Source organism: Bradyrhizobium sp. STM 3566 (assembly GCF_045571445.1).
In the GTDB taxonomy this organism is placed as follows: domain Bacteria; phylum Pseudomonadota; class Alphaproteobacteria; order Rhizobiales; family Xanthobacteraceae; genus Bradyrhizobium; species Bradyrhizobium vignae.
The window spans coordinates 1721360-1744965 of record NZ_CP120692.1; the positions used below are offsets into that span (position 1 = coordinate 1721360).

Genomic DNA, 23606 nt, shown 5'->3' on the forward strand with positions numbered 1-23606 from the left:
TTCGCGCAATTCTGAAGTCGGACTTTTTCGAACACCCGGCGCGTCGACGCGTTGCCGGACAGAACCTCGGACGTGAGCTCCCAAGCCTGCCTGAGAGTGATGCTCGCGACTGTCCCGCCAAACCAGGCATGAATTTTGTTCAAGGTTATCTGCGCCAATCTACGATTTCGTGTGCTCGGGTCCGTCTCTGGGGCGTCGCGAGCGGCTCGTCCCCTCTGCTAGCCGCCGTAGCCATGGCCGATTATCTGCAGGGTCGCGATCGGCACCGTTGACACCATTCCCCCACGGAGCTTCGCTTCATGGCCTCAGCTCAACGCGTGACCGGCTAGCCCGTACACCCACGGCTCGTTTTCCTTCCGGTTCAGAAATCGCTTTCCTTTCGACATGGTCGAGACGGTGTCGTTTATCCCGAGGCGGCTCTGCTGAAGGAAGTCCGCAAACGGACCCGTCTGCTCCCGCGTATCGACGCGGACGAATTGCCCCGCGAGATCTCTGAGATGCACGGCCGTGAGATGGATCGCGTCACAATCATTGCTGGCGACGATCGGGCCGATCACATGACCGCGCCCGAATTCGCGCTTCATGGAAAAACCGACGGCCTCCCCGCCGCGGCGCAAGACGGAGATTGCGGCACCTTCAGAAAGCAATGCGAGCAGCTTCTGCCGGTTAGCTCCGAACGCGCGTTCATCCAGTGCCGCGATCTCTCCGATGTTCGCAGTGGACAGCGAGCTCAATTCAGCGGTCAGAGCCGGCACCGGCGGAGGTGGTGAGACGGCCTCTCCTTGCCACTGATACACGGTGGCTTCCTTCGTAAACCCCAGCGACAGATACAGATGATAGGCGGCATGGGTTGAGTTGAGGGTCAAATTCCGATCGCCACACCGCTCGAAAACCTGCTCCATGAGCCAGCGGCCAGTACCTTGTGCCTGGGTTCGGGGTGATGTGATCACCAGGCCAATCGTCGCGAATTCGTGGCCATAGGGGAACCACATCGCGCTGCCGAAGACGCGCCCTATGCCATCCACGGCCACGATGCCGTGGCCGGCGCGGCGCAGGAAATCCCAATCCTTCGGGCGGTGCGGCCAGCCGACACCGATCGAAAGCGCGTGGAGCAGCTTCACATCAACGTCGTTGATGTCCTTGGCCACCAGTTCAAAGGACTTCACGCGGACCGTTCGTCCCATTCAGCTCATCCGTTTCTTTGCGGCCCCCAAACCTTGGGGGCCTCGCCGGCCTTCTGCTTCGTGCCGCACAAGCCCTGTTTTGCAGCAGCATAACGCGGAAGGCCAGCAGGTTTCGCCTGTTTGGCAGGCGGTATTCGGAATGTTCCACCGCAAGCGCAACTCGATTCAGCAGGGAAAGCTCCTGATTGCGGCCTATCGATATCCGGCAACAGCAGGCAGGGTGAGCCCCAGTGAATATCGCCGCCTTTCCAGCCCTCAGTGGCCGGCCGGGCCGGTCTCAATGCCCAGCATCCCAGGTGAGGACCTGAGAGGACCCCGTCGATGGCGTTCCTTTTCAATTCCGATGCTGCTCGGGGGGCAATTTTCCGGCAGGCCTTTGCGCGCGAACTCCCTGATCTCGAATTCCATCATTCCGGTGAATGCGTCGATCCGGAAAAGGTACGCTACCTGCTGACCTGGAACGTACCCAATGATGTCGCGCGGTTTCGAAATCTGGAAGTGCTCTTTTCCATCGGTGCGGGGGTCGATCAATTCAAGCCTGAGACGATACCCGAGCGCGTGAAGCTCGTGCGCATGGTCGAGGACGGCATCATACGCATGATGCAGGAGTACGTGGTGCTTGGCGTGCTGACTCTCCATCGGGAGATGCTGGCCTATCGGGAGCAGCAGGGAAGGGGCCTTTGGCAAGCCCTTGCAAGTGTTCAGTCGACCGATCGGCGCGTGGGCTTCCTCGGGCTTGGGATGCTGGCGCAAGCTGCGATCGATCGCCTGAAACCGTTTCGATTTCCGCTTGCCGCCTGGAGCCGCAGCAAAAGAACGGTCGAAGGTATCACCTGCTTTCACGGCGACGATCAGCTTGGCAGCTTTCTGAAAGGAACGGACATCCTCGTCTGTCTTCTGCCCCTGACAAAGGAAACGAGCGGCATCCTGAATGCGAGGCTTTTCTCGCTCTTGCCGACGGGAGCAAGGCTGCTGCACGTCGGCCGTGGCCCGCAGCTTGACCAGGGCGCACTCATCGAGTCGCTGGACAGCGGCCATCTTGCAGCGGCCATGCTCGACGTCACCGATCCCGAGCCACTGCCGGAGAGTCATCCACTCTGGTCCCATCCGAAGGTGATCATCACGCCGCATATCGCGTCCGTGACGCAACCGCATACGGCGGCACAATCGGTCATAGAGAACATCCGGCGCCACCGCGCTGGACAAAACCCGATCGGCCTCGTCGATCGAACACGCGGCTACTAACAGGAAGAACACCATGTCGCTTCTGGTCACCATCGACACCAATCCGGATTTCGCACCGAAGCACGCCTTGCCTGCTCCGGAACGGCTCATTTCTGGCAATCCATCCTTCAAGACCTGGGCGCAGGATGCCTCGAAGGGCGAGAAGGTGCTGACCGGCGTCTGGGAGGCAACGCCCGGCGAGACCCACTCCATCAAGGGTACCACTTTCGAGTTCTGCCACATCCTCTCGGGCCTGATCGAAATCGATGAAAAGGGTGGCGAGACCAGGAGGTACCGCGCCGGCGACAGCTTCGTGATGAAACCTGGCTTCGTCGGGGTCTGGCGCACGATCGAAACCGTGCGGAAGATCTACGTCTGCCATTATGGCTGAGGGCCGCTATTGAGCGGCGCTCAGAATATTCGACTTGCGAGGCCGCGTCTGACCAGCTTCAACGCGGCCAGTTACTTCATTCTCAATGAAAAATGCGGCGTGCGGTCCTGTATTGCTCGCATGAGACGGCTTCGCCTCGCCAATCGCACATCCAGGCCGTGATGGCAGGGCTGGCCCGAAGAAGGAGCAAGCCCATGATTGCATTCGGATCTGCATCTGAAACAAGGAAAGGGGGCGGCTGAACCGCCCCCTTTTTCCTTTGCAGCGCAGATCTCTCTCGAAGCTTTCCAAGAACTGAAGTGCCGCGAGAGATCCTGAAAAGAACTGCGCTCACGCGCTTTTGCGCAGGGGCTCCAGGCCGACTGCCGCAGCAAGCCAGTCGATGCCAGCGACCTCGGTATATTCATAGAAGGGATTGGCGGGCTCGTGGCCGCGGTTCACCCACACCTTGCTCTTGATGCCCAAATCGTAAGCCGTCATCAGGTCGTAGCGGAAGGAGGAGGAAACGTGCGTAATGTCTTCCGGCCCGCAGCCCAGCCTGTCCAGCATATATTCGAAGCCCTTCATGTGCGGCTTGTAGGCGCCGGTTTCCTCTGCCGTGATGACCATGTGGAAGGGAGCGCCGAGCTTTTCGACGTTCGACATGATGAGGTTCTTCATCGAGTTTGACAGGATGACGAGCGGGATTTCCTTTGCAACCCGAGCCAAGCCTGCCGGAACGTCGGGATGCGGGCCCCATGTCGGCACCTCGTCATAGATGCGCTCGGCATGCTCTGGCCGGAATGCGATGCCGTTGCGCTTGCAGGCGCGCTCCAGTGCATTGTGCACGACGTCGAGATAGGGCTTCCACGCGCCGAGAACCTCGTCCAGGCGATAGGCCGAAAAATCCTTGATGAGCTTTTCCATGGCCGTCGACGAGAGCTCGGAGCCATAGACTCTCCTTGCCGCGCCGGCCATGTCGAAGTTGGTCAGCGTCCCGTAGCAGTCGAAGGTGATGTATTTGGGTCTGAACGTCGCCATGGCTTGAATTCTCCAATCCTCACGCACCGCTTGCCGGTACGAGAAGCATCCTAGCGAGCAGCGCGCAAGACAAAGCGCCGATGTCGCGGTGGCCGGGAGCAGATTGTGTCGTATCGGATCCGAGCTGTGGTAGAGAGTTGCGGGAAGAAGGTTCTCCGCGATGATCCACGCTGCCGTGCGCCGCTCAATCCCGGCATAAGATGTCGAGTCGGTCGTCAATCAAAGTCAAAATGCCTTCCGTCCATGTCCGGCCCGGGAGCAACTGCTGTCTTCGGCACTCTACGTTGAGCCTGAAGACATCGCGGTGGCCGCACAGACGTTGCGGTTGATCTGGAGGACGACATGTTGAGCAACTCGCTGATTGAACTCGATCGTGCGCATCTGATTCACCCGGTCTCATCCTATCGCAGCCACGAGACCACGGGCGTCCGCGTGCTGAAATCAGCGAAAGGCGCGACGCTGACCGATGTCTCGGGGCGTCAGTTGCTCGATGGCTTCGCGGGTTTGTGGTGTGTCAATGCCGGCTACGGACAGGACAGCATCATTGAAGCGGCTTCGAGGCAGCTCCGCGAACTGCCTTATGCGACGGGCTATTTCGGGTTGGGCTCGGATCCCGCCATCCGGTTGGCCGCAAGGCTGGCTGAATTGGCGCCTGGCGATCTGAACCATGTCTATTTCACCTTGGGTGGCTCCGATGCCGTCGATAGTACGATCCGGTTCATCCGTTACTATTATCATTCCAAGGGTACGCCACAGAAGGATCAGTTCATTTCCGTCGAATCCGGCTATCATGGATCGTCGACGGCAGGGGCTGGCCTGACGGCGCTGCCTGCCTTTCATGCGGGCTTCGGAGTGCCTTATAGCTGGCAACACAAGATTCCATCGCACTATGCCTATCGAAATCCTGTCGGGACTCATCCCCAAGCCATCATTGCCGCCTCGGTCGCGGCCTTGCGGGAGAAGATCGCCGAGCTCGGCGCCGATCGTGTTGCCGCCTTCTATGTCGAGCCGATACAGGGGTCCGGAGGCGTGCTCGTTCCGCCGCCGTCCTGGCTGAAGGCCATGCATGCTGTCTGCAAGGAGCAAGACATTCTGTTCGTTGCCGATGAGGTCATCACCGGCTTTGGCCGTGTCGGTCCGCTCTTCGCGTGTGAAGAGGACGATGTCGTGCCGGATCTCATGACTACGGCAAAAGGACTGACCTCGGGCTATGTGCCGATGGGGGCCGTTCTGATGTCCGACCGCGTCTACAACACCATTGCCGATGGTGCCGGCAAGGCGGCCGTGGGTCACGGCTACACCTATTCCGCCCATCCCGTCAGCGCAGCCGTGGGACTCGCGTGCCTTGACCTCTACGAAAACGGCTTGCTCGAGAACGGCCGCAAGGCCGGGCAACGTCTGCTGGAAGGTCTTCGCGCGCTGGCCAATCATCCCCTCGTCGGCGATATCAGGAGTCGCGGCATGCTGGCGGCAATCGAACTCGTCACCGATAAGCAGCGCAAGACGCCTCTGCCGGCGGAAGCCGACGCGGCGCGCCGCATTTTCGACCGCGCATGGGACAACGGCCTCGTCATCCGCGCTTTTGCCCAGGGCGTGCTGGGCTATGCGCCACCGCTCTGCTGCACGGATGGCGACATCGATGCCATTATTGAGCGGACGAGAACTACGCTCGACCAGACGCTCGAGGACAAGGACGTCCGCGCAGCGATGAAAGGATAAGCCACGGCGCCTGTCCCCTAGCCGTTGAAGATGCTTTCGAGCGGCAGATGGGATTTCACGATCGGGGACTTCAGCACGACGAAGCTGAAATATTTGTCGATACCGATATCCATCTCGACCAGGCGCTCCATGATCGCCTGGTATTCGCTGATCCCTGCCGTGATGAATTTCACGAGATAGTCGTACCCGCCCGAGACGAGATGGCATTCGACAACGGAATCGACCTTTTCGATCGTTGTGAGGAAGCGCGCGAAATCGATCTGCCGGTGATTCTTGAGGGTGATTTCGGCGAACACAGTCAGAGTTTGTCCGAGCTTCGCAACGTCGATCTGGGCGGAATAGCCGGTAATGAAGCCCTCCGACTGGAGCCTCTTGACTCGCATCAGGCACGGGCTCGGGGATAGGTTAATCAGCTCTGCGAGCTCGACGTTGGAAATCCGCCCGTTCTTCTGCAGTTCGCATAAAATCCGGATGTCGATCTTATCGAGCTTCATAGCAATGCCACGAGATGGGGTGAGACAACGGCGTCAAGGCTCCGAGGCTTCAGCGTCACGCGCACTGTCATAACATCAACCAGCATCTTTTCCCAACCGGGGCGGAAACTGGATTCTAGAAGTCGCTGACCTTGCCCCAGGCGCTCATTTTCAGCCGCTCCGGCCTGTAGGGGTGAGGGTCGACGATTGGCGCGCTGCCCGTAATGATGTCTGCGATCATATGCCCCGCGCCTGGGCCGATTCCAAAGCCGTGGCCGCTGAACCCCGCTGCCAGGATGAAACCCGGAATCGACTGAACTTCGCCGATTGCGGGGATGCCGTCGGGCGTGCTGTCGATGTAACCGCCCCAGACATTCGAGATTTCGACGCGCTGAAGTTCCGGCACGAGCTTGCAAGCTCGTCGATGCGTTGCCCTAATCTGCCTCATGTCAGGGCGAGGATCGAGCGTTCGGTTCAGCTCCATGGGGGTCACCTCGTCGAGCCGCCATTTCGCCAGGGATTCATGGCCTTGCCGCAGGCCCTCGAAAGCCCCAGGGCTGAGACTTCGCCACCGGCGGGCGAACATCGGCAGGAATTCGCGGCCGAATCTGAATTGCTGCGGCGTGGGGTCAACTCGCGCGCGCCCGCTGATAGCGAGCGTGTATCCGCCATTGCCACGCCGGGTCAGCGAGACGAGCCCGGTGTAAAGGGCATCAGGCAGGCCGGCAGCGCCAGGAGCCAAAGCGAGAATGGACTGGCGCACGGACGCCTGTGGGAAACGAATTCCCAGCTGGTTGCAGAACGAAGATGCCCACGCGCCTCCTGCCATGACCGCCGTCTTCGTCCGGATCGTGCCGGCCTCGGTCACGACCCCGCTGACCCGGCCGCCACTGAGCTCCAAGCCGCGCGCCGCGCATTGCTGGTGCACCGTGCCACCCGCCGCCATGATCGCACGCGCGGCGATGGGCACGGCCTTTGAAGTATCCGCCGTCCCGTCGGTGGGAGAGAAGACGCCACCTTTCCACCTGCGGCCCGTGACCTTGCCTCGCTCGCTGGCTTCTTCCGCACTCAACATGTGCGTCGTAACGCCTACAGTCCTGGCGAAGTCACGCCACTTGGCCCAGCCCTCAAGCTCGCTTTCGTCGTTCGACAAATACAACAGGCCGCAGCGGCGGAAGCCGGTATCTTCACCGGTCTCATGGGCAACTTTCTCCCAGAGATCGAGGCTCTTGGTTGCAATCGGCAACTCGCGCGCGTCGCGGTTCTGTTGGCGGCACCATCCCCAGTTGCGGCTGGATTGCTCGGCGGCGACGCGGCCCTTTTCAAGCAAGGCGACCTTGACGCCTCGACGCGCCAGGTAATAGCTCGCGAACACGCCGACCACCCCGCCGCCGATGACGACGACGTCCGCCTCTCGAGGCAGGGAAGGGCTGGATTCGATGTGCATGAGTGGCGGGTTCATGGGGGCGGGGACTCCGATGCTTGGCGTATCGTATCCGAGCAGCTGCGGCAGGCGCGCTCCGGACTTTCGTGGTTGGGCGGAATTTCCTGCGGTTTACGGCTTGCGGTGCAGGCAGTTATTGCAAAGATATTTGGATTGCACGCCATCTCATGGGCGTGAAGAATGACGGGTGGTCTCTGCAATGAGGTCTGTGTTTTCGTGACTTGCAGGCAAGCCTCAGCCGAACATGTGCGCCGGCAGCCGCAGACCGAAATGCCAAATCGGGCTTCGTTTTTAGAATTTCATGCTGCCTGTCTGGCGCGTTTCGGCGACTCCGGGATGGTTGAAGCGGTCAGAGTTATGAACACCGGATCAATGTCGATCAACGGGCAGAATTCAAAAAGTGACGCGCGATGGGCCTTGTCTGGGAGGAGACCTTTGCCGAAGCGATAGGCGCCAATGGCAGCCTCTCGGACCTCCGCTCATCGTTCGAGCGATCCATTCGACCGCTCGCCCGCGCTCAGCGACGCCTTGTCTGTAGGGCAGCCAGCTCTCAATCATGCCGTATTCACCGCGCGGAGAATGGCAGAATGAGCGACGAGGTGTTGACCTGTCCGAGCGCGGCGGCGGCAAAAGTGGCCGAAGAGCCGATCCGCAACGTCACGGGACGCGCTTGAAAGGGGAGAAGGTTCAGATGACCTCTGCCCCGCAGCCTTTAGCCTCGGAAGATGTGGCGCTCGCGGTCCGCGACCTGACCGTGAGCTTGCCGGCAGGCATGGAGCGGGCGCACGCCGTCGAGAACGTTTCCTTTGAACTGAAGCGCGGCCAGATCCTCTGCATCATAGGCGAATCCGGATCAGGCAAGTCGGTCACGGCCAACGCGATCATGGGCCTCTTGCCCAAGTCGATCCGCGTGTCCTCCGGAGCAATCCGTCTGCAAGGCATGGACCTCGTAGGACTCTCGCCGGAGAGTCTGCGCGACCTCCGTGGCCGTGTTGTCTCCATGATCTTCCAAGACCCGCTATCCGCTCTCAACCCGCTGATGACGGTGGGCGCGCAGATCGAGGAAGTGATGGCGGCGCACCGCATGGGAACGCCGAAATCCCGCCGTAGCCGCGCCATAGAACTGTTGACCGAGGTGGGCCTGCCGGATCCGCCGCTCATGTATCATCAGTATCCGTTCCGGCTCTCGGGCGGGCAGCGACAGCGGGTGATGATCGCCATGGCTCTGGCTCTGGAGCCTGCGATCCTGATCGCCGACGAGCCGACCACCGCACTCGACGTGACGACCCAGGCACAGATTCTGCAACTGATCCGCGACATTCAACGCCGCAAGGGAATGAGCGTGATGTTCATTACCCATGACTTCGGAGTCGTGGCGGAGATTGCCGATTCCGTTGTGGTGATGGAGAAGGGTCATTGCGTGGAGCAGGGGAGCGCCGAGCAGGTGTTGAAGTCCCCGAGCCATCTCTATACGCGCCGCCTGATCGCGGCCGTGCCGCATCTGACGGGCAAGGACCGCGTCCCGGCGGAAGCTGCGGCCGCGGCCTCCATTCTGAAGGTCGAATGTCTGGTCAAGACCTACCGCAGCGGCAGTGCGCTGTTCGGTAGGCGCCGGATCGTACCAGCGGTCAATGGCGTGTCGTTCGACCTTTCGCCGGGGCGCACCTTGGGCGTTGTTGGAGAAAGCGGCTCCGGCAAATCCTCGCTCGGTCGATTGTTGATCAAGCTCCTCGACAGCGACAGCGGCTCTATCCTGTTCGAGGGACGGGACGTTGCCCGGCTCTCCGAAGCCGAGTTTCGGCCGGTTCGGCCAAAGATCCAGATGATTTTCCAGGATCCATTTGCCTCGCTCAATCCGCGATCAACGGTCGGCCAAATTCTGACGGTCGGCCCGATCGCGCACGGAGTGCCTCACAAGGCGGCATGTGAGCAGGCGCGAGAGCTGTTGGCCCATGTCGGCCTGGATGCGGGAACCTTCGATCGTTATCCCCACGAGTTCTCGGGCGGCCAACGTCAGCGCATCGGAATCGCTCGGGCGCTGATGTTCAAGCCGAAGCTGCTGATCGCTGACGAAGCGGTCTCCGCGCTCGACGTATCGATCCAGGCGCAGATCTTGAAGCTTCTGGACCAGATTCAGCGGGAGACCGGCGTATCGATGATCTTCATCACGCACGATCTGCGCGTGGCCAGCCAGATCTGCGATGAAATCGCGGTCATGCATCGAGGGCAGATCGTCGAGCACGGACCGCCATCGCAGATCTTCCTGAATCCGAAATCCGCCTACACGCGAGAACTCGTCGCTGCCATCCCCGGCGAGCAGCAAAGCAGCGCCCGCGCCGTTGGAAGCCAATCGACACTGGCCGGACATAGCCACAAATGAGGAGGGGTCATGACTGAAGCAAAGACTGCATCGATCTATTCGCGGCGTAGCGCACTCCAGCTGATGATCGCCGGCGCGGCCGGCCTTGCCGGATCAAATCTGCTGGACAAACCTGCGCTCGCGCGCACTTCTCCAGCAAAGCCAACCGGCCGCGTGATCGTCGGCCTTGGTCAAGAGCCGACCGTCTTCAATCCGCTGATGGTGCACATTGAGGTCGATGATGGTGTGCATTTCTCGGTTTTCGATGCGCTGTTCCGCATCGATCCTCAAGGCGTCATTCAACCCAATCTAGCCCTGGAAGTGCCGGACCAAAAGAACGGCGGCATTACGGAGGACGGTCTCAAATGGCGCATTCGTTTGCGTGACGATGTCCGCTGGCACGACGGCAAGCCTTTCACCGCCGAGGACGTGAAGTTCACTCTCGAACTCATCATGAATCCCAACTTCCGCAGTTGGCGCACGGCCGGCCATGCTCTCGTGCGCGACATCACGGTGATCTCGCCCACGGAGATCTCGTGGCGGATGGAAGAGGCCTTTGCGCCATATTTGTCGTTCCTGACCGAAACCTTCATCGTGCCCAAGCACGTTCTCGAGAAAGAGGCCAATCCGAACAGCGCCGCCTTCAACCAGGCGCCGATCGGCACCGGGCCGTTCAAGTGGGGACAGCGGGTCGCCGGCGATCATCTCGAACTCGTGGCGAACCTCGATTACTTCGGCGAAGGCCCTCATATCGAGAGGCTGGTCTTCAAATACATCCCTGACCTCACCGTCCTCTACACCCAGTTCAAGAGCGGCGACATTGACCTCGTGGGTCAACCCTACATCACGCCTGATCACTATGCGGAAGCCAAGACGCTGCCGAACCGGGTGGTGACCCTGGTTCCAAGGACCTCGTTCGAGTCCTTTTACCTGAACCTCGAGCGCCCGCAGTTCAAGGAGCTGGCGGTTCGCGAGGCGCTGTACGCGGCGATCGACAAGGAGGCGATCATCCAGGGGCTCTATTACGGCGTGCCGAGCCCGACGGAGACCTTCATGCCCCGGCAGTCCTTCTTCTTCAACGCCAATCTGCCGCTTCACCAATTTGACGTGAATCGCGCGGGCAAGATCCTCGATCAGGCCGGCTGGGCAAAGGGCGGGGACGGCATTCGCACCAAGAATGGCGTTCGTCTGTCCTTTACCAATTCGACCACGTCCGGCGATCCCCTCCGCGAGCAGGTACAGCAGTTCCTGCAGCAGACGTTTGCGCAACTGGGCGTCGAGATGAAGATATCGAACCTGCCTGCCGCCGTGATGTGGGGCGAGTTCTGGATGCAATCGCAGTTCGATTCCGTAATCGTCGGGAGCTCGTATCTGATCGGCGCCGACCCGGACGTCACCAATCGCCTGCACTCCCGCTCGATCGCAGCCAAGGGCGGCCGCGGCTCGAACAATGCACAATACGCCAATCCGGAGGTTGATGCTTTGCTCGACAAGGGCGCACGCACCTTCGATCCGGAAGCGCGGCGCGCGATCTACTTCCGGGTACAGGAACTCGTGCGTCGCGACCTGCCTTTCCTGCCGCTGTATCAAAGCAACGCGGTCGAAGGTCTCAAGAAGGGGATCAACGGTTTCGTGCCGAACGGCAATACGCGCACGGAATCCTGGAATGCGCTGGCCTGGTATTGGGCGAGCTGACGTGCTGCCGGCCGAGGCCCTGTGGCGAGGTCGGCGCTGGAGTGATGCTGCAACGTCAACATCAACATGGTGACTCGAATGTCCGGGTTCCTGCTCAATCGTCTCTCGCAGAGCATCGTGCTGCTGGTGATCGTCTCGATCATCGGCTTCACGGTTCTCAACCTCATGCCGGGCGGTCCTCTCGCGCAGTTCGGGCTCGATCCGGGCATGACCCAGAAGGATGTGGAACGACTCGCAACGCAGCTCGGGTTGAACCGGCCGCTGTGGATTCAGTATCTGGATTGGGCCTGGCGGCTGCTCCAGGGCGATTGGGGACACTCATTCCGCGATGGCTTTTCCGTGCTTGCGGTGATCGGTCGCCATCTGCTGGCGACGCTGCTGCTGATGGGCACGTCCACAGCCTTGGCGATCGCGGTCGGCACCTGGATCGGCATCCGCGGGGCAACCCATCGCTATTCCCTGTTCGACTATTGCGCGACGATCGGCGCCATGGTCGCGCTGTCGGTTCCGACTTTCTGGTTCGGCCTGATCGGCATCTACATCTTCACCCTGAAGCTCGGCTGGGTGCCCGCAGGCAACATGTACACGATCGGCGACGGCTCGGTGCTGGACTATCTGCATCACCTGATCCTGCCGAGCCTGGTGCTGTCGCTCGTTCATGTCGCTATCTGGAGCCGTTACATGCGCACGGCGACGCTCGATGCGCTCAGTCAGGATTTCGTCAAGACGGCCCGCGCCAAGGGCGTGAGCGAACGCCGCATCCTGCTGAAGCATGTCGTCGGCAATGCGCTGTTGCCGATGATCACTCTGGCAGGGATGCAATTGCCCAGCATTCTGACCGGCGCATTGGTCACAGAGACCGTGTTTACCTGGCCGGGAATGGGCCGGCTGTTTCTCGATAGCCTCGGCTATAGCGACTATCCGGTCGTGATGGGGCTGTTGATCTTCTCGGCCATCCTGGTCGTGTTGGGCAATCTGATCGCAGACATCGTCATCGCCACCGTCGACCCGCGCATTCGCCTGGGCTGAGTCCGCGGACGGCCGGTAACAGGAGGCAGCAGATATGACCGCCATCGTCGTCCATGCAGCTCCCGTTCGCTGGTGGCGCAGCCGTGCAGTAAACCGCTTCATGCGTCATCATCTGGCGCTTGTTGGGATCGCAATGATCACCCTGCTCGTGCTCGCGTGCGCCATTGGGCCCCATGCTCTGCCCTACGACTCGCTGCACATAGATTTGCGTGCCCGCTTTGCTCCGCCTCTCACCGGTCAGCACTACTTCGGAACGGATCCGTTGGGGCGTGATCTGGCTGTGCGACTGCTAATGGCTGGGCGGGTTTCGCTGCTGGTGGGATTCTCGGCGATGCTATTGTCAACGCTGATCGGAACGCTCGTCGGCGTGACGGCCGGCTATCGCGGCGGCTGGGTCGGGGCAGCGCTGATGCGCATGGTGGACGGCTTCCTCTCTTATCCCTCGATCTTTCTCGTGCTGGCGCTGGCGGCAACGCTGCGGCCGAGCCCGGTGATGATTACCGTGATCATTGCCGTCACCAGCTGGATGGAGACTGCGCGTATCGTGGAAGCCGAGGTCCGCTCACTGCGTGAGCGCGAGTTTGTCCAAGCTGCGCGTATGGTGGGCTTACGCAGAGGCCACATCATGTTTCGCGAGGTCCTGCCCAATGCGGTGGGCCCGATCATCGTCGCCGCAAGCCTGGCGGTCGCCCGCGCGATCCTTCTTGAAGCCTATATCAGCTTCCTCGGCTACGGCATCCAGCCGCCGCTGCCCAGCTGGGGCAACATGCTCAACGGGGCACAGCAATATCTGGCGAGCGCTCCATGGCTCGCCATCATTCCCGGTGCCGCAATCACGATAGCGGTGACGAGTTTCAACTTCATCGGCGACGGCCTGCGCGACGCGCTCGACGTCCGAAACGACCATATCTGATCATTCGACCTGAATGCGATCCGAGCGCAAGGCCAGGCCACCCGTAACACGTGAGAGCAAACCCCATGCACGCGCCGAGAGTTGTCGAGAAGGCGACGCCCTATTGGTGGGAAGCCGCGCGGCATGCATGCGGCGCGCAAGCTCATGGGACATGACGCGCAGGCGCGCACCGCCCTTGATTTCCGGCCGCCGTCCTTCATCCCGTTCTATCGAGGCAATCCCTGGTTCATACCTGCCTTCATCCAGACCTATCGCATGCGTGATCGGATCGCGTTGTGGCGTGCCAGCCGCTGATGGCTGGCGGCATGGCGTCCAATTAGCGGCACCGCCGCCTCTCGAAAGAAGAGAATCGATGCACTACGTCTCCACACGCGGCCATTCGGGCCGCAAGCAGTTCTGCGAGATATTGCTCGAGGGGCTCGCGCAAGATGGCGGGCTCTACGTTCCCGAGAGCTACCCTCGCGTGGACGACGCTACGCTGAAGGCGTGGCGCAACTTGCCGTACGCAAGCCTGGCTTTCGAAATCCTGTCGCTCTATGTCAGCGACATCCCGCCTGCCGACCTGAAGGCAATCTGTGACAAGACCTATACCTCGGAGGTCTTCGGAAGTCCTGATATCGCGCCGCTGCGAAGGCTGGAGCCAGGGCTTTACCTGCAAGGTCTGTCGAACGGTCCCACGCTGGCGTTCAAGGACATGGCCATGCAGTTGCTCGGCAATCTGCTCGAGTACGAGCTGGCGCGCCGGCACGAGGACTTGAATGTTCTTGGCGCGACCAGTGGCGACACCGGGAGCGCGGCGGAATATGCCATGCGCGGAAAGAAAGGGGTGCGGGTCTTCATGTTGTCGCCCCGCGGGCGGATGAGCGCCTTTCAACAAGCTCAGATGTTCAGCCTTCAGGACGACAACATCCACAACATCGCGATAGACGGCGTGTTCGACGACTGCCAGGACATCGTCAAGCGCGTGTCAGGCGACCTGGAATTCAAGCGACGGTACAACATCGGGGCTGTCAATTCGATCAACTGGGCGAGGTTGGTCGCGCAGGTCATCTATTACTTTTCCGGTTACCTGCAAGCATCCGAAACGGCGCCCGAAGGCGTGAGCTTTGCCGTGCCTTCAGGAAACTTCGGCAACATCTGCGCCGGTCATGTTGCGCGCATGATGGGGCTTCCGATCTCTCGTCTCGTTCTTGCAACCAACGAAAACGACGTGCTTGACGAGTTTTTCCGCACGGGCGTGTATCGCGTCCGAAGCCGGGCTGACACGCGCGAAACATCGAGCCCCTCGATGGACATTTCCAAGGCATCGAATCTCGAGCGCTTTGTATTCGATTTGCTCGGGCGCGATGCACGCCGGACGAAGGCGCTATTTGATGATCAGCTCAGCGAGCGAGGCCTCTTCGACCTGAGTGGAGATCCCGACTTCGCAAAGGCGGCCGCACGGTTCGGCCTTCGCAGCGGCAAGAGCACCCATGCTGACCGGTTGGCGGCGATCCGTGACATTTGGGAGCGCTACAACACCACAATCGACCCGCACACCGCCGATGGCGTGACGGTCGCGCGCATGCACATGTCGCCCGAGGTGCCGATGATCGTGCTCGAAACTGCTCAGCCCATCAAATTTGCTGCCACCATCAAGGAGGCGTTGGGACGGGAGCCGGATCGTCCGAGACGTTTCGAGGGCATCGAAGAGTTGCCGCGCCGGGTTAAAGTCCTTCCTGCGGATGCACGCGCGGTCAAGAGCTATATCGCCGAGATCATGCAGGGTACGACCAGCAGAAAGCCCGCTTTCGGATCATGAACTGTTTCGCATGGCGGTATCTGCAGAGTTGTTAATGGGTCGCCGCGATCTGCGCAATCCGTGATCCACACTTCCGAGTATTGCGGGCTACTGGATCAGTGTCCGGATCGCGCTGTGGCGATCAGCGGCCGGCAGCAGACTGGCCCTTCTGCCGGATCATGAACGGAATACTATGCCGAACTCCGCTCCAATCTGATTGCGTAATGCTGTCGAGCCGAAGGTACGCTGCGGAACGTGCGAGGATCATCTGAGGCTCCATGTATCGCAAGTGCAGCGATAGGCAATCCAACGAGAGACGTCGACCCAGCATGACAACCGCAGCTTATCCAATCGGAGATCTTGTCAATGAAGACGTGGTCCTGCTTCCTTTCGCCAAGAAACATCTGGAAGGCGCCTTAAAGCTCTCGCAGGAGATGTCCTGGCCTTATCGGCTCGAAGACTGGAATGTCGCGCTGCAGTTGGGCCAAGGCTTTGTTCTGGAGCGCGCTGGGACGGTGATCGGGACTGCAGCCTGGTGGCCGTACGGCGACACATATGCTTCCGCCGGAATGATCATCGTCGCGAAGGATGCTCAGGGCCGCGGCTATGGGGCCCGGCTCGTGGATGCGTTGCTGACGTCCGCGCGCCCGCGGACCATCGCGCTGAATTCGACAGCCGAAGGCGCCATACTTTACCGGCGTCGCGGCTTTGTGCCGATCGGGGTCATCCACCAGCATCAGGGAATTCCCAGAGGGCGCCATGAGCCGCCGCCGCCGGGGCTCGTCAGGCCAATGGCTGCCTCGGATTTCGAGGCGACCATGCGACTCGATCGCGAGGCTACGGGCTTGGAGAGACGACAGATGCTCGAAAAGCTGCTCCACAGCGGTGATGGCTATGTCCTGCAGCGTGACGGCATGGCCCGCGGCTACGCTATCTCCCGGCTTTTCGGCCGCGGGCATGTCATCGGTCCCGTCGTCGCCGAAACCGCGACCGATGCACAGGCGCTGATCGAGGCTGCGCTCGCGCGGCTCGGCAGTGTTTTTGTCCGCATCGACACCTCTGCCACATCGCAACTCGGGGATTGGTTCGAAGGCATCGGCCTGGAGCAGGTCGGCGATGCCACCACAATGATTTTGGGCACGCCGGCACCATCGAGCGGGCCCGCGCGTGTCTTTGCGATACCCAACCAGTCTTTCGGCTAGGAGATATCGACGTGCTGCGCGAGGAGATGAACAGGACGGATCACCAGAACGGCGAGGCGGCCGCAACGATCGGCGCATTGGCAACGCCGGCCCTCCTGCTCGACAAGGATCGGCTCGATCGCAATCTCGCCCGTCTGTCCTCCCGCATGGCCGAGCAGGGCGTCGTGCTGCGTCCTCATATGAAGACGGCGAAATCCATTGACGTCGCCCAACGTGCCTATCCGTCGGGCGCGGGACCAATCACTGTCTCAACCCTGGCGGAGGCGGAGTACTTCGCGCAGCATGGCTTCCGGGACATCACCTATGCCGTGGGACTTGCACCTCACACCGCCGCGAGGGCGATGCGTCTGCGCAAAGCAGGCGTCGACCTTAAGGTTCTGCTCGATTCGCCGGAGCAGGCAAGAATGGTTGGCGCGGCCGGTCGTGCCGCTGGTGTGATACCGTCCGCTTTCATCGAGATCGACTGCGATGGTCACCGCGGCGGGCTGACTGCTGACGATCCAAAGCTCATTGCAGTCGGGGTCGCGCTGGGCGAGGCCGGCGTCAAGCTCGCCGGGATCCTGACCCATGCCGGCGAATCCTACAGCCTCTTCACGCCCGAGGCCCTCATCGCCGCCGCGGAGAATGAGAGGGCGGCCGCGGTCGCCGCGGCGAAGGCGTTGCGGGCGACGGGGCACGAATGCCCGGTCGTGAGCGTCGGCTCCACTCCGACGGCGCATTTCGCCGAAGACCTGACCGGCGTCACGGAAATGCGCGCCGGCGTCTACATGTTCTTCGATCTGGTCATGCACGGCGTCGGTGTCTGCACGACCGACGACATTGCCATATCGGTGCTCGCCACCGTGATCGGCAAGAAACCCGAGAAGGGCTGGATTTTGGTCGATGCGGGGTGGATGGCGCTGTCGCGCGACCGCGGCACCGCGGCGCAGCCGGTCGACCAGGGATACGGCCTGGTCTGCGACGTAGCCGGCAAGATCTATCCCGACCTGATCGTTTCGCAAGCAAGCCAGGAGCACGGGATCGTCGCCATCAGGCCCGGCTCGGCGCACGCTTTGCCCAATCTTCCGATCGGCGCGAAGGTCAGGATTCTCCCCAATCACGCCTGTGCGACGGCGTCGCAACACGAGTCGTACAGCGTCGTCTCCGCCGACAGCGACGCGATCGAAGCACAATGGCCCCGGATGCGCGGCTGGTAGGCCGTCGAAAGGATCGGTTCCAATGACCTCGCCTCTTCGGCACCTGACGGAAGCCGGTTTCCTCGGAAAATTCTACATCGACGGAGAATGGCGGAAGCCGATCGGATCAGTCACGGCAGCAGCAACCGTCGTCAATCCGGCGACGGAGCAGCCGATCGCCGAGGTCGCGCTCGGCGATGACGATGACGTGGACTGCGCCGTCGCAGCCGCCAGACGAGCCTTCGGCGGCTGGTCCACGACAGCGCCTGCTGAGAGAGCGGCGCTGCTCGACCGGATTCATGCTTTGCTTCTGGAGCGGCTGGAGCTGTTCGCGCAGGCGCTTACGTGCGAGATGGGAGCTGCGATCACCTACGCACGTCGCGCTCAGGTGCCGTTGGCCGCCGAACATATCCGCGTCGCCCGCGACAATCTCGCGAATTATCGATTCATCGCCGCGCGCGGCAGCACCGCGATCATGCGCGAGGCCATTGGCGTCTGCGGCCTCATCACGCCATGGAACTGGCCACTTTATCAGATCACTGCCAAGGTGGGCCCGGCGATAGCAGCGGGCTGCACGGTGGTGTTGAAGCCGAGTGAATTGTCGCCGCTGAGCGCCTCGCTGTTCGCGGAGCTGATGGACGATGCCGATTGTCCGCCCGGCGTCTTCAACCTCGTCAATGGGACAGGTCCAATCGTGGGCGCCGCTCTGGCGTCGCATCCGAAGGTGGACATGATCTCGATCACCGGCTCGACGCGGGCCGGCGTTCTCGTCTCGCAAGTGGCGGCGCCCACCGTCAAGCGCGTTGCCCAGGAGCTGGGCGGCAAGTCGCCGAATATCATCTTGCCGGACGCCGATCTCGGCCGTGCTGTTCCGCTCGGCGTCGGCGCCGCCTTCCGCAATCTCGGCCAATCCTGCAGCGCACCGACGCGCATGCTCGTGTCTCGCGCACACATGGAAGAGGTCGAGACCTTGGCGGCAGCGGCTGCTTCAGAACTGGTGGTCGGCGATCCCCTTGCGGAAAGCACGACCCATGGCCCGATCGCCAACCGGCCGCAGTTCGAGCGTGTGCAGACCATGATCGGTGTCGGCCTGCATGAAGGCGCCAAGCTCGTCATCGGCGGCCCCGGACGGCCCGGCGACCTTCAGGTTGGCTTCTATGTACGGCCGACCATCTTCTCGAACGTTCGTCGCGACATGAGGATCGCGCAGGAGGAGATCTTTGGCCCGGTGCTGTCGATCATTCCCTACGACTCCGTGGACGAAGCGATCGCGATCGCCAACGACACCGTCTACGGACTCGGCGCCCATGTGCAGGGCACCGACATGGAGATGGTGCGCGCAGTCGCCCGTCAGATCCAGTCTGGTCAAGTTCATCTCAACCATCCCGACTGGGACCCCAATGCTCCCTTTGGCGGATACAAGCGTTCCGGAAACGGTCGCGAATACGGCATCGAGGGCATGGAGGAGTATCTCGAGACGAAGGCGGTTCTCGGATTCTACCGATAGCTCAATATCGGTTCCGAGAAGCTGCGGCATCGCGCTTTAAATGAAGCTCTTGCACTGCTCTTGCAGCCATTGGGCAAGATGGTGTGCTGTCCCTGACAGTTCGGGTTCTCCGGTCCAGATGAGCCCGTAATGGCTTTCGTCAGGATCGAAACCGACAGGGGCTCCGCCGAACTGGGACCCGATCGCACTTGAGCAGCTCGTATCACTCAAGCGCTCAAAAACCCGAACATCTTGCGAAGTCCTGGATGATTTCAGCACATTGTATCGCGCGGACGGTGCGATGAAGGGCTGATCGGAACTTTGCTTTCGCGTTCTTGGCAGCCGAGGTTCGTTGGAACATGTCGCCCCGCGTCGAGCGCATTCACAGCGATGAGCGTCTCCCGGCCGAGGCCGACGTCGTCATCGTCGGCGGCGGCATCATCGGCTCTACGGCCGCCTATTACCTGGCGAAGCGCGGCCTCTCCGTGGCGCTCCTCGAGAAGGGCCACGTCGCCTGTGAACAATCGAGCCGAAACTGGGGTTGGTGCCGCCAGCAGAACCGCGACCGGCGCGAACTGCCGCTCTCGGTGATCTCCATGCGGCTGTGGGACGAGCTCACGCGCAATATCAATCGGGACCTCGGATTTCGTCGCTGCGGTCTCGTCTATGCGACCCACGACGAGGCTGTGCTCGCCGGCTGGGAAAAGTGGCGCGAGGTCGCCAGGGAGTACGACGTCGACACCCGCGTGCTGAGCCGGGCAGAGGTGGCCGAGCGCGTCCCCGAAGCGCGCGATAAATGGGTCGGCGGGACCTATTCGGAGCGGGACGGCAAGGCCGAACCCGCGCTCGCCGCGCCGGCTATCGCCGATGCGGCCAGAGTGCTGGGCGCCACAATCCACCAGGAATGCGCCGCGCGGGCGCTCGACCTGGCCAATGGCAAGATCGCGGGCGTGCGCACGGAAAAGGGCTATATCAGGACCAGCGCGGTGCTGTGCGCCGCGGGCGCCTGGTCCTCGCGCTTCCTTCGGCCGCTCGGGATCAGTTTCCCCCAAGCAAGCATCCGTCAGACCGCGCTGCGTTCTACCCCGACAATCAACATAGGCGAGGCGGTCTCCACACCCTACTGCACGATCACGCGCCGACTGGACGGCAGCTATACGCTTGCGATCAGCGGCAAGGCGAACCTCGAAATCACGCCTCAGGCGATCCGGTACAGCCGGGAATTCATGCCGCAGTTCTTGCGGCGCCTGAAGAACGTCAGGCTCGGCGTCGGCCGATCGTTCGTTTCGGGGCCGGATTCGATGCCGGCGCTGCTGACCAACGACGATCGGATCTTCGAACAGAATCGCGTGCTGGATCCTCCACCCTTGAAATGGCTGGTGAGCCAAGTGGTGGAGAGTGTCCGGAAAACATTCCCCCAGCTCGGCGAGATGAAGATCGATAGCGCCTGGGGCGGCTTCGTCGATTGCACGCCGGACGCCGTGCCCGTGGTGTCGCAGGTGGACCGGGTGAAAGGCCTGGTTCTCGCGGCGGGCTGCTCGGGTCACGGCTTCGGTTTGGGTCCGGGACTCGGCTATCTGGCCGCAGAGCTTGTCGTCAACGACACGCCTTGCGTTGATCCCACACCGTTCCGGCTGTCGCGTCTGGTCGATGGCTCCAAGCTGGACATCGCCGCCATCTGAAGATCGAGCCGGATCCGTCGCTCGATCACTGCAACTACAGAATCTCAGCATGCGCCCGGGCGAGGCCGGAAAGACCTCACCGCTTCTGTTCGCTGAACTCGTACTTGCTGTCGTGGCCGCCGACGAAGGCGAGGATCCCGGCGATCAACGGCAGCACCGCGAGCACCAGGAGGCCGGTCGAGGTCTGGCCGGTGGCCTCCTTGACCCAGCCGATCAGATAGGGACCGCCGAAGCCGGCGAGATTGCCGATCGAGTTGATCAGGGCGATGGCGCCGGCCGCCGCCGTGCCGGAGAGCCAGGAGGTCGGCAGGGTCCAGAACACGCCGAAGCAGCAGAACACGCCGACCGCGGCCACCGTCAGCACCACCGTCGTGAGGGTGGGATCGGTGAGATAGGAGGAGACGCCGAGCGCGACGGCGGTGAGCAGCAGCGGGGCGCCGACATGCATGACGCGCTCGCGGCTCGCATCCGAATGCCGCGCCCACAGGATCATGGCGATGGTGCCGAACAGATAGGGAATCGCGGTGACGAAGCCGGTCTGCGCGTTGGTGAGGCCGAACGCCTTGACGATCTGCGGCAGCCAGAACTGCATGCCATAGAGCGCACCGACAAAGCCGAAATAGATCAGGCTGAGCGCGATCACCTTCGGCGAGGACAAGGCTTCGCCCAGCGAGGGATGCTTCACGGCCTGCTTGATGGCGATCTCGGCATCGAGCTTCGCCTTGAGCCAGGCCTTCTGCTCGGAAGAGAGCCAGTCCGCCTTCTCCGGCTTGTCGGTGAGATAGAACCAGGTGACGATGCCGAGCAGCACCGAGGGGATGCCCTCGATGATGAACAGCCACTGCCAGCCCTTCAGCCCCATCATGCCGTCGAGCCCGAGCAAGAGGCCCGAGATCGGCGCGCCGATCACGGTCGAGACCGGCACCGCGATGGCGAAGGCCGCGAGGAAGCGGGCGCGATATTCGGCCGGGTACCAATAAGTGAGATAGAGGATGATGCCGGGGAAGAAGCCGGCCTCGGCGACGCCGAGCAGGAAGCGCAGCACGTAGAAGCTGGTGACGCCGCTCACCACCGCCATCAGCGCCGAGATGATGCCCCAGGTCACCATGATGCGGGCGATCCAGCGGCTCGCGCCGAATCTTTCCAGCGCGAGGTTGCTCGGCACCTCGAAGATGAAATAGCCGATGAAGAAGATGCCGGCGCCCCAGGAGAAGATCAGCGGCGTGAATTTCAGCTCGGCGTTCATGGTCAGCGCGGCGAAGCCGAGATTGACGCGGTCGAGATAGGAGAAGAAGTAGGCCAGCACCAGGAACGGAATCAGGCGCCAGGAGATGGCGCGGATGGTCGAGGATTCGATTGCCGTTTTCGCCCCGCTCGCGGGACTGGCGATGATCGTGGTCTGGCTCATGGTTCTCCCCCCTTTATTTTAGATATGAATTGCGTGTCCCAGCGATTTCAGCGATGCCTCGTGAAAGGCTTCGCTTTGGGTCGGATGCGCGTGGATGGTCATCGCGATGTCCTCGAGGCGTGCCCCCATCTCCAGCGCAAGGCTGAATGCCGCTGAAAGTTCGGCGATGCCGGCTCCGACCCCCTGAATTCCCAGCAGAACATGGTTATCAGCCCGCGCCACGGTCCGGATGAAGCCGTCCTCGCGCTCCAGTGTCAGTGCGCGACCATTGGCCTTGAACGGAAAGAGATCCGTCTTGACACCGAAGCCTTTGCCGCTCGCCTCGCTGGCTGACAGGCCGACCGTGACGATCTCGGGATCGGTGAAGCAGATCGCCGGCATCGAAACCCGGTCCCAGCCGCGGCGGTGACCGGCAACGATCTCCGCGACCATTTCGCCCTGCGCCATCGCGCGATGGGCCAGCATCGGCTCTCCCGTGACGTCGCCGATCGCGAAGATGCCGTGCATCGAGCTGCGGCAGCGGTCGTCGATCCGGATGAAAGGTCCGGCCATGTCGAGATCGAGACTTTCGAGGCCGAAGCCGGATGTCGCCGGCCTTCGGCCGACCGTAACGAGGATCTTGTCGGCATCCAGCGTCCTCTGCTCGCCGCCGGTGGTCTCGATCGTGAGCTTGGTACCGTCAGCGACCAGCGCTTTCGCCTTCGCACCTGTCAGGACCGTCACTCCGAGCGCGCTCAGGCGCCTTTCGACAGGCGCGCTCAGTTCCCCATCATATTGCGGCAGAATGCGTGGCTCGGCCTCGACGACCGTGACGGCCGCGCCCAGTTTCGCAAAGGCCGTACCGAGCTCGAGGCCAATGTAGCCGCCGCCGACCACGACGAGCTTGCCCGGGATCTCGGTGAGCGCCAGCGCCTCGGTCGACGAGATCACGCGGCCTCCGAATGGCATGTGCGGAAGCGCGACGGGCTCGGATCCGGTCGCGATTACCACCGTTTCGGCATGGATCGTCTGCGCGCCGGATTGCGTTTCGACCTCGACGGACTTGCCATCGCGAAAACGAGCATGCCCGGCGATGAGCCTGACGCCCGCTTTCTTCAGGAGGCCGGCCACGCCGCCATTGAGGCGCCGGACGATGCCGTCCTTCCAGGCGATGGTCTTGGCGAAGTCGAGCGACGGCTTTGCCGTGGAAATTCCGAGCGCACTCTTGTCGTCGGCGGCAGCTGCGATCGTTTCATACTCGCCGGCGGCATGGATCAGAGCCTTGGAGGGAATGCAGCCGACATTGAGACAGGTGCCGCCCGGCTTTGCGGCTTCGACGATGATCGTATCGATGCCGAGCTGGCCGGCGCGGATCGCGCAGGTATAGCCGCCGGGGCCCGCGCCGACGACAAGAAGCTTGCAGGTGATTTCGGTCATCGTTCC

Annotated in this window: 18 protein-coding genes and 1 pseudogene; 13 read left to right on the plus strand and 6 right to left on the minus strand. The window is 61.9% G+C overall.

Features of this window, described 5'->3' with window-relative positions; all coding sequences use genetic code 11:
• Positions 1–305: 305 nt before the first annotated feature.
• Positions 306–1184 carry a GNAT family N-acetyltransferase gene (locus P6U27_RS08270; protein WP_122401743.1) on the minus strand — a complete coding sequence of 293 codons (879 nt, stop codon included), beginning with the start codon at positions 1182–1184 and terminating at the stop codon, positions 306–308.
• A gap of 321 nt (positions 1185–1505) precedes the next feature.
• Between P6U27_RS08270 and P6U27_RS08275 the strand changes: the two genes are divergently transcribed.
• Together P6U27_RS08275 and P6U27_RS08280 are read left to right on the plus strand one after the other, a co-directional pair.
• A complete protein-coding gene (locus P6U27_RS08275; protein ID WP_122401744.1) occupies positions 1506–2429 on the plus strand; it encodes a glyoxylate/hydroxypyruvate reductase A in 924 nt (307 codons plus the stop codon).
• A 13-nt stretch (positions 2430–2442) separates the two neighbouring features.
• Positions 2443–2799 carry a cupin domain-containing protein gene (locus P6U27_RS08280; RefSeq protein WP_407193842.1) on the plus strand — a complete coding sequence of 119 codons (357 nt, stop codon included), beginning with the start codon at positions 2443–2445 and terminating at the stop codon, positions 2797–2799.
• A gap of 330 nt (positions 2800–3129) precedes the next feature.
• On the opposite strand, the gene P6U27_RS08285 is transcribed toward P6U27_RS08280, so the two are convergent.
• A complete protein-coding gene (locus tag P6U27_RS08285) occupies positions 3130–3819 on the minus strand; it encodes a haloacid dehalogenase type II (RefSeq protein ID WP_122401746.1) in 690 nt (229 codons plus the stop codon).
• A gap of 342 nt (positions 3820–4161) precedes the next feature.
• On the opposite strand from P6U27_RS08285, the gene P6U27_RS08290 reads away from it, so the two are divergent.
• On the plus strand, positions 4162–5538 hold the full coding sequence (locus tag P6U27_RS08290) for an aspartate aminotransferase family protein (RefSeq protein WP_407193843.1): 1377 nt from the start codon (positions 4162–4164) through the stop codon (positions 5536–5538).
• A 17-nt stretch (positions 5539–5555) separates the two neighbouring features.
• Here the strand turns inward: P6U27_RS08290 and P6U27_RS08295 are convergent, their stop codons facing one another.
• Together P6U27_RS08295 and P6U27_RS08300 are read right to left on the minus strand one after the other, a co-directional pair.
• Complete coding sequence (locus tag P6U27_RS08295) at positions 5556–6032, minus strand: Lrp/AsnC family transcriptional regulator (protein ID WP_122401748.1); 477 nt, start codon at positions 6030–6032, stop codon at positions 5556–5558.
• Positions 6033–6147: 115 nt separating this feature from the next.
• Complete coding sequence (locus P6U27_RS08300; RefSeq protein WP_122401749.1) at positions 6148–7473, minus strand: FAD-binding oxidoreductase; 1326 nt, start codon at positions 7471–7473, stop codon at positions 6148–6150.
• A gap of 673 nt (positions 7474–8146) precedes the next feature.
• Here P6U27_RS08300 and P6U27_RS08305 point away from each other — a divergent pair.
• The 10 genes and pseudogenes from P6U27_RS08305 to P6U27_RS08350 all read left to right on the plus strand — a co-directional run bounded on the left by P6U27_RS08305 (position 8147) and on the right by P6U27_RS08350 (position 20776).
• Positions 8147–9835 carry an ABC transporter ATP-binding protein gene (locus P6U27_RS08305; protein ID WP_122401750.1) on the plus strand — a complete coding sequence of 563 codons (1689 nt, stop codon included), beginning with the start codon at positions 8147–8149 and terminating at the stop codon, positions 9833–9835.
• A 9-nt stretch (positions 9836–9844) separates the two neighbouring features.
• Positions 9845–11509: a peptide ABC transporter substrate-binding protein gene (locus P6U27_RS08310; RefSeq protein ID WP_122401751.1), complete on the plus strand. Its 1665-nt coding sequence runs from the start codon at positions 9845–9847 to the stop codon at positions 11507–11509.
• Between the two features lie 78 nt (positions 11510–11587).
• Positions 11588–12538, plus strand: coding sequence for an ABC transporter permease (locus tag P6U27_RS08315; protein WP_407193844.1), 951 nt, complete (start codon positions 11588–11590; stop codon positions 12536–12538).
• A 34-nt stretch (positions 12539–12572) separates the two neighbouring features.
• Positions 12573–13451, plus strand: a complete 879-nt coding sequence (locus P6U27_RS08320; RefSeq protein WP_122401753.1) for an ABC transporter permease — start codon at positions 12573–12575, stop codon at positions 13449–13451.
• Between the two features lie 120 nt (positions 13452–13571).
• A pseudogene (locus P6U27_RS08325) lies at positions 13572–13745 on the plus strand (oxidoreductase); the annotation flags it as partial.
• 58 nt (positions 13746–13803) lie between these two features.
• Positions 13804–15252: a threonine synthase gene (thrC, locus tag P6U27_RS08330; protein ID WP_407193845.1), complete on the plus strand. Its 1449-nt coding sequence runs from the start codon at positions 13804–13806 to the stop codon at positions 15250–15252.
• Between the two features lie 308 nt (positions 15253–15560).
• Entirely contained in the window at positions 15561–16433 is an 873-nt protein-coding gene (locus P6U27_RS08335) for a GNAT family N-acetyltransferase (protein ID WP_122401756.1), read from the plus strand.
• A 26-nt stretch (positions 16434–16459) separates the two neighbouring features.
• The gene (locus tag P6U27_RS08340; protein ID WP_209295698.1) at positions 16460–17629 is read left to right on the plus strand and encodes an alanine racemase; all 1170 of its coding nucleotides are present in this window, start codon (positions 16460–16462) and stop codon (positions 17627–17629) included.
• 22 nt (positions 17630–17651) lie between these two features.
• A complete protein-coding gene (locus P6U27_RS08345) occupies positions 17652–19115 on the plus strand; it encodes an aldehyde dehydrogenase family protein (protein ID WP_407193846.1) in 1464 nt (487 codons plus the stop codon).
• 338 nt (positions 19116–19453) lie between these two features.
• On the plus strand, positions 19454–20776 hold the full coding sequence (locus tag P6U27_RS08350; protein WP_122401758.1) for an FAD-binding oxidoreductase: 1323 nt from the start codon (positions 19454–19456) through the stop codon (positions 20774–20776).
• A 76-nt stretch (positions 20777–20852) separates the two neighbouring features.
• Here P6U27_RS08350 and P6U27_RS08355 read toward each other — a convergent pair whose 3' ends face one another.
• The gene (locus tag P6U27_RS08355; protein WP_407193847.1) at positions 20853–22184 is read right to left on the minus strand and encodes an MFS transporter; all 1332 of its coding nucleotides are present in this window, start codon (positions 22182–22184) and stop codon (positions 20853–20855) included.
• Positions 22185–22202: 18 nt separating this feature from the next.
• The gene (lpdA, locus tag P6U27_RS08360) at positions 22203–23600 is read right to left on the minus strand and encodes a dihydrolipoyl dehydrogenase (RefSeq protein ID WP_122401760.1); all 1398 of its coding nucleotides are present in this window, start codon (positions 23598–23600) and stop codon (positions 22203–22205) included.
• Positions 23601–23606 lie beyond the last annotated feature (6 nt).

Excerpts from the sequence above, each read along its gene's own strand:
- P6U27_RS08270 (WP_122401743.1), bottom strand. The coding sequence starts at position 1,184 with ATGGGACGAACGGTCCGCGTGAAGTCCTTTGAACTGGTGGCCAAGGAC.
- P6U27_RS08275 (WP_122401744.1), top strand. The coding sequence starts at position 1,506 with ATGGCGTTCCTTTTCAATTCCGATGCTGCTCGGGGGGCAATTTTCCGG.
- P6U27_RS08280 (WP_407193842.1), top strand. The coding sequence starts at position 2,443 with ATGTCGCTTCTGGTCACCATCGACACCAATCCGGATTTCGCACCGAAG.
- P6U27_RS08285 (WP_122401746.1), bottom strand. The coding sequence starts at position 3,819 with ATGGCGACGTTCAGACCCAAATACATCACCTTCGACTGCTACGGGACG.
- P6U27_RS08290 (WP_407193843.1), top strand. The coding sequence starts at position 4,162 with ATGTTGAGCAACTCGCTGATTGAACTCGATCGTGCGCATCTGATTCAC.
- P6U27_RS08295 (WP_122401748.1), bottom strand. The coding sequence starts at position 6,032 with ATGAAGCTCGATAAGATCGACATCCGGATTTTATGCGAACTGCAGAAG.
- P6U27_RS08300 (WP_122401749.1), bottom strand. The coding sequence starts at position 7,473 with ATGAACCCGCCACTCATGCACATCGAATCCAGCCCTTCCCTGCCTCGA.
- P6U27_RS08305 (WP_122401750.1), top strand. The coding sequence starts at position 8,147 with ATGACCTCTGCCCCGCAGCCTTTAGCCTCGGAAGATGTGGCGCTCGCG.
- P6U27_RS08310 (WP_122401751.1), top strand. The coding sequence starts at position 9,845 with ATGACTGAAGCAAAGACTGCATCGATCTATTCGCGGCGTAGCGCACTC.
- P6U27_RS08315 (WP_407193844.1), top strand. The coding sequence starts at position 11,588 with ATGTCCGGGTTCCTGCTCAATCGTCTCTCGCAGAGCATCGTGCTGCTG.
- P6U27_RS08320 (WP_122401753.1), top strand. The coding sequence starts at position 12,573 with ATGACCGCCATCGTCGTCCATGCAGCTCCCGTTCGCTGGTGGCGCAGC.
- thrC (WP_407193845.1), top strand. The coding sequence starts at position 13,804 with ATGCACTACGTCTCCACACGCGGCCATTCGGGCCGCAAGCAGTTCTGC.
- P6U27_RS08335 (WP_122401756.1), top strand. The coding sequence starts at position 15,561 with ATGACAACCGCAGCTTATCCAATCGGAGATCTTGTCAATGAAGACGTG.
- P6U27_RS08340 (WP_209295698.1), top strand. The coding sequence starts at position 16,460 with ATGAACAGGACGGATCACCAGAACGGCGAGGCGGCCGCAACGATCGGC.
- P6U27_RS08345 (WP_407193846.1), top strand. The coding sequence starts at position 17,652 with ATGACCTCGCCTCTTCGGCACCTGACGGAAGCCGGTTTCCTCGGAAAA.
- P6U27_RS08350 (WP_122401758.1), top strand. The coding sequence starts at position 19,454 with ATGTCGCCCCGCGTCGAGCGCATTCACAGCGATGAGCGTCTCCCGGCC.
- P6U27_RS08355 (WP_407193847.1), bottom strand. The coding sequence starts at position 22,184 with ATGAGCCAGACCACGATCATCGCCAGTCCCGCGAGCGGGGCGAAAACG.
- lpdA (WP_122401760.1), bottom strand. The coding sequence starts at position 23,600 with ATGACCGAAATCACCTGCAAGCTTCTTGTCGTCGGCGCGGGCCCCGGC.